The sequence below is a fragment of the Stenotrophomonas capsici genome, assembly GCF_034961085.1.
GTDB classification, from domain to species: Bacteria; Pseudomonadota; Gammaproteobacteria; order Xanthomonadales; family Xanthomonadaceae; genus Stenotrophomonas; species Stenotrophomonas capsici.
On sequence record NZ_JAYFUH010000045.1, the window covers coordinates 1 to 4820 of the forward strand.

Annotated in this window: 5 protein-coding genes and 1 pseudogene; 4 read left to right on the forward strand and 2 right to left on the reverse strand. The window is 67.2% G+C overall.

The window, feature by feature from the left end; all coding sequences use genetic code 11:
* Positions 1-209: pseudogene (locus VA603_RS01500) on the forward strand (hypothetical protein); the annotation flags it as partial.
* Positions 210-230: 21 nt separating this feature from the next.
* Here VA603_RS01500 and VA603_RS01505 read toward each other — a convergent pair.
* Positions 231-1328 (reverse strand): PA0069 family radical SAM protein, encoded by a 1098-nt coding sequence (locus tag VA603_RS01505; RefSeq protein WP_132864048.1) that lies wholly within the window; start codon positions 1326-1328, stop codon positions 231-233.
* A 150-nt stretch (positions 1329-1478) separates the two neighbouring features.
* Here VA603_RS01505 and cls point away from each other — a divergent pair, with 150 nt between their 5' ends.
* From cls to VA603_RS01520, 3 genes are all read left to right on the forward strand, one after another.
* Positions 1479-2939, forward strand: coding sequence for a cardiolipin synthase (gene cls, locus VA603_RS01510; RefSeq protein ID WP_323437738.1), 1461 nt, complete (start codon positions 1479-1481; stop codon positions 2937-2939).
* A gap of 155 nt (positions 2940-3094) precedes the next feature.
* On the forward strand, positions 3095-3409 hold the full coding sequence (locus VA603_RS01515) for a hypothetical protein (RefSeq protein ID WP_243693979.1): 315 nt from the start codon (positions 3095-3097) through the stop codon (positions 3407-3409).
* The gene (locus tag VA603_RS01520; protein WP_132864050.1) at positions 3406-4179 is read left to right on the forward strand and encodes a pyridoxine 5'-phosphate synthase; all 774 of its coding nucleotides are present in this window, start codon (positions 3406-3408) and stop codon (positions 4177-4179) included. The genes VA603_RS01515 and VA603_RS01520 overlap by 4 nt, the downstream gene beginning before the upstream one ends.
* A gap of 452 nt (positions 4180-4631) precedes the next feature.
* Here the strand turns inward: VA603_RS01520 and VA603_RS01525 are convergent.
* Positions 4632-4820 (reverse strand): hypothetical protein (locus VA603_RS01525; RefSeq protein WP_323437739.1); only part of this gene is annotated, 189 nt, incomplete at its 5' end.

The following is a 4820-nucleotide window of genomic DNA, read 5'->3' on the forward strand; positions in this document are numbered from 1 at the left end:
CGATCTGGCTGCTGCCGGTCATCGGCGCGGTGTTGTGCCTGAGCTTCGCCAGCACCCAGGCCAATGCCGCCGCCACGCCACGCGATGACACGTTCACCGCATCCGACGGCGGCGGGCCGATCCTGGGAACCGACGCCTATGCCAGCGAGTGCAGCGGCGATGCGGGCAGCTGCGATGGTGGCGGGGACGGTGGAGGTGGCGGCGATTGACCCGGCAACCGGCCTGCCCGCTCAGAACAACTCGCCCTGCAGCGACGGTTTCTTCGGCGGGGCCGGCGCGATGAAACGGCTGCAGTCCAGCTTCGGCCAATGGCTGTTCTGGGCATCGAACCCCAGCCGCTTGCGCGCCAGCTTGAAGCGGTTGGAAAGCAGGTCGGCGTACGCTCCTTCGCCCCGCATGCGCTTGCCGAACTGGCTGTCGTAATCCTTGCCGCCGCGTAGCTGGTTGATGGTGCTCATCACGTGTTCGGCACGCTGCGGGTAGTGCGCCTGCAGCCAATCGCGGAACAGCGGTGCCACTTCGTAGGGCAGGCGCAGCAGCACATAGCCCGCGCTGCAGGCCCCGGCATCGCGGGCGGCCTCCAGCACCGCTTCCAGCTCGGCGTCGTTGATCCACGGGATGACCGGCGCCACCATCACCCCCACCGGGATGCCGGCCTGGCTCAGCCGCCGCATCGCGCGCAGGCGGGCATGCGGGGCCGAGGCGCGCGGCTCCAGCTTCGCCGACAGGTGTGGGTCCAGCGAGGTCACCGAGAAATGCACGCTCACCAGCTGCTGCCCGGCCAGCGGGGCGAGCAGGTCGATGTCACGCTCCACCAGCGCGTTCTTGGTGATCAGCGAGAACGGATGCCGGGTCTCCAGCATTACCTCGATCAGCTGCCGGGTGATGCCCAGCTTGCGCTCGATCGGCTGGTAGGCGTCGGTGTTGATGCCCAGCGCGATCGGCTGCGGCACGTAGCCCGGCCGGGACAACTCCCGGCGCAGCACATCGGCCGCGTTGACCTTGGCGAAGATCTTGGTCTCGAAGTCCAACCCCGGCGACAGGTTGAGGTAGGCATGCGTGGGGCGGGCGAAGCAGTACGAACACCCGTGCTCGCAACCGCGGTACGGGTTCACCGACTGGCTGAAACCCACGTCCGGCGAGGTGTTGCGGCTGATGATGCTGCGCGCGGTTTCAGGGCGTACGTCCGTGCGCAGCCGGGCCTGGGCGAACTCCTCGCTCTCGTCTGTCGCCCAGCCATCGTCCACGGCTTCGGTGAGCTGTGTCTCGAACCGGCCGGGCAGGTAGCTGCTGGCACCGCGGCCTTTGATGGGGGAAGGGGTCGACATCGGCCTACGCTAGCGCGCGCCTGTCTCACTGTCAGCGACTGGCCACATTCAGCTGCCCGGCGCTTCAGCCGGCCTTGCACAAGGTGATCGACCGACGCCATGGGCGGCTTTTGTCCCTCGCGTGGGTCGTCGGATGGCTAGAATCGGCGGATGCGCGATGCCTTCCACAGCCTCTGGGCCAGCTTGTCCAGCCTTCCCCACCTCGGCCAGATCCTGGCCGCCACCTACGTGGTCTACCTGGTCCTGCTGGCCTGCTACATCGTGCTGCAGAAGCGCGAACCGGTGGCCACGCTGAGCTGGATCCTGTCTTTGGCGGCACTGCCCTACATCGGGCTGTTCGTGTTCTATCTGTTCGGCCCACAACGCATCGTCCGCCAGCGCCTGCGCCGCGGGCGCTCGCGCGAGGGGCTGGGCACCTACGACGCGGTCGGCGCGCAGGATGACACCTGCACCGAGCTGGCGCGGGTCGGGCAGGCCACCACCGGCCTGCCACCCAGCACCGCCACCGAAGTCGACTGGCTGGTCGATGGCGCGGCCACCTACGCGGCGATCATCGCCGCCATCGGCCAGGCAAGTCGCCACGTGAACCTGGAGTACTACATCTTCGAGCCCGACCACGCCGGCACCGCCATGCGCGATGCCTTGGTCGAACGCGCCAAGGCCGGCGTCACGGTGCGCCTGCTGCTCGATGCGGTGGGTTCCTCGCGCATCGGCAAACGCTTCCTGCAACCGCTGCTCGACGCCGGCGGCGAGGTGGCCTGGTTCCACCCGCGCCAGTTGTTGAAGCCGTTCAAGCGCCCGTGGCTGAACCTGCGCACGCACCGCAAGCTGGTGGTGGTGGACGGCGAGATCGCCTTCACCGGCGGCATCAACGTCACCGACGAGGAAGACGACAGCCGCAACCCCAATGCGTATCGCGACCTGCACATGCGCATCCGGGGCCATGTGGTGCACAGCCTGCAACTGGTGTTCCTGGAAGACTGGATCTACGCCACCGGGCAGGGCGCGGGCAACTTCCGTCGCGAGGACCTGTTCCCGCCCGACGTGCCGCGGCGCGACCAGGGCACGATCCGCGCGCAGGTGCTGGTCTCCGGACCGGATTCGGCATGGGAGGCGATCCACCGCCTGCACGTGGCCGCCATCCAGGAAGCCCGCCACCGCGTCTGGCTGGTCACCCCGTACTTCGTGCCCGGCGAAGCCGCCCGGATGGCGCTGACCTCGGCTGCGCTCGGCGGGCTGGACACGCGGTTGATGGTCCCGCGCCAGAGCGATTCGAAGTTCGTCACCCTGGCCGCCCGCTCCTACTTCGACGAGTTGCTCGAGGCCGGCGTGCGCATCTTCGAGTACGGCCCGCGCATGCTGCACAGCAAGGCCTTCATCGCCGATGACCACACCTGCATCGTCGGCACCGCCAACTTCGACCACCGCAGCTTCCGCCTGAACTTCGAGCTGTCGATGATGTACAACGACCGCGGGTTGACCGCCGAGCTGGACGCCATCCTGCAACAGGAGTTCGACAGCGCCACCGAGGTGGTGCCAAGCAGCCAGCGCCCCCTGTGGCGGCAGCGGCTACCGGAGGCCGTGGCTCGGCTGGCCTCACCACTGCTCTGAAGACCGCGCGGCACGCCCCGCCTGGCATGGCTGAACCGGCGGCGACAGGGGCGTTTCGCCGTCCATGCCTTCCAGCGCTCCGTCCATTCCGCGGCCCATGGAACCGGGCTTGCAGCGGCCGTTAAACTGCAGTCCTCTCCGGGGAGGTCGAGACCATGTACTGGTTGTTCCTGTTGCTTGCGCTGGCTGCATTCGTGTTCGCCCTGTCCACGACGAACATGGCCCTGCTGGTGCTGTCGTTGGTGGCGGCGCTGGTGTTCATGCTGCTGTGGGTGAAGGGGCTGTACGCGGCCAAGTTCGACGGCGTGGTCAACGATGTCCCGCGGCCACTGCACGCGGCCGAACTGCAGGCGCTGCGTGAGCAGCTCCGTCCCGCGGCCACTGCCGACGCCGCGACCACAACGTCCCCTTCGCCGGCGCCGGCAGCGGCTCCCGCCCCCCCGCAGCTGCAGGACCCCAACCAGCCATGACCCAGCTCAGCGTCAACGTCAACAAGGTCGCCGTGCTGCGCAATTCGCGTGGCGGCAGCGATCCGGACGTCGTGCGTGCCGCGATGACCTGCCTGCGCGCCGGCGCGCACGGCATCACCGTGCATCCGCGCCCGGACCAGCGCCACATCCGCGCCGACGACGTCTACGCATTGTCCGAGCTCACCCGCCAGCATGGCGTGGAGTTCAACATCGAAGGCAATCCGTTCGCGCCGCCGCGCGAGGGCTATCCCGGCCTGCTGCCGCTGTGCGAGCAGACCCGTCCGGCGCAGGTCACCCTGGTGCCCGACGGCGACGGCCAGCTCACCTCCGACCATGGCTTCGATTTCGGCCGCGACAGCGAACGCCTGCGTCCGTTGATCGCCACGCTCAAGGGATATGGCTGCCGGGTCAGCCTGTTCGTCGATGCCGGCAATCCCGACCTTGCCCAGGCCGCAGCCCTGGGCGCTGATCGCATCGAGTTGTACACAGGCCCTTACGCCGAGGCCTTCGCCACCGGCCCGGTGGAACCGGCGTTGGCCCTGTTTGCCGATGCCGCACGCCGCGCGCAGGCCGCCGGGTTGGGCGTCAATGCCGGACATGACCTGTCGCAGGCAAACCTGTATCACTTCCTGACCCAGGTCCCCGACGTGCTGGAGGTCTCCATCGGTCATGCACTGATCGGCGAGGCTCTGTACGAAGGCATCGAAGCCACGGTGGCGGGCTACCTGACGATCATCGAGCGGGCAGGGGAGCCAGCCGTCGACGCCTGATCCAGGTCGGAGGCGGGGTACCCGGCGATGGACAACATGCGCATGCGGCATGAGCACATGATCATTCACATGGTTATCCACAGGTCGGGCGATGGCTTTCACAGACATCCACTGCCATCCCCTCAAGTGCGGGCCCTGCCCGCCTGATGCCGGAGCGGGGAAAGAACGCCGGGCCACCCGAAGAGGACTTGCAGGACACGCGGGGGTGTAGCAGGAAGCGGATGCTCTCCTAGGCCCCTGACGACGATGCCCTGTGGATGGATTCGCCGTATCGAAAAGGGCAGTTTCGGCGGTTATCTTCTCCTAAATTCTACCAATAGGCCGACAAGTAGCGTTATTTTCCCGGGCGCCGCGTACTTCCGGCCCGGACTTGTCCACAGCTGCAACGGTCCATGTACAGGCAACCCGCCTGATCCGGACAGCGCCTGTGGATAGATCAGATGTCGTCCGGGTCACGAAGCATACCGAAGGCCTGCGAAGCCGCTTATCCCCAGATTGCTGTGGATAAGCAGGCATCCCTCGTCGCTTGAACGCATTTTTATCCACAAACGGGAGCATCCGGGGCCATTCGGGGCATTGATGCGGCGCTGCTTTGCCCTTCTCCTGTGGATAAACGCCGGTTCGATGGCAACCGGCAGCCC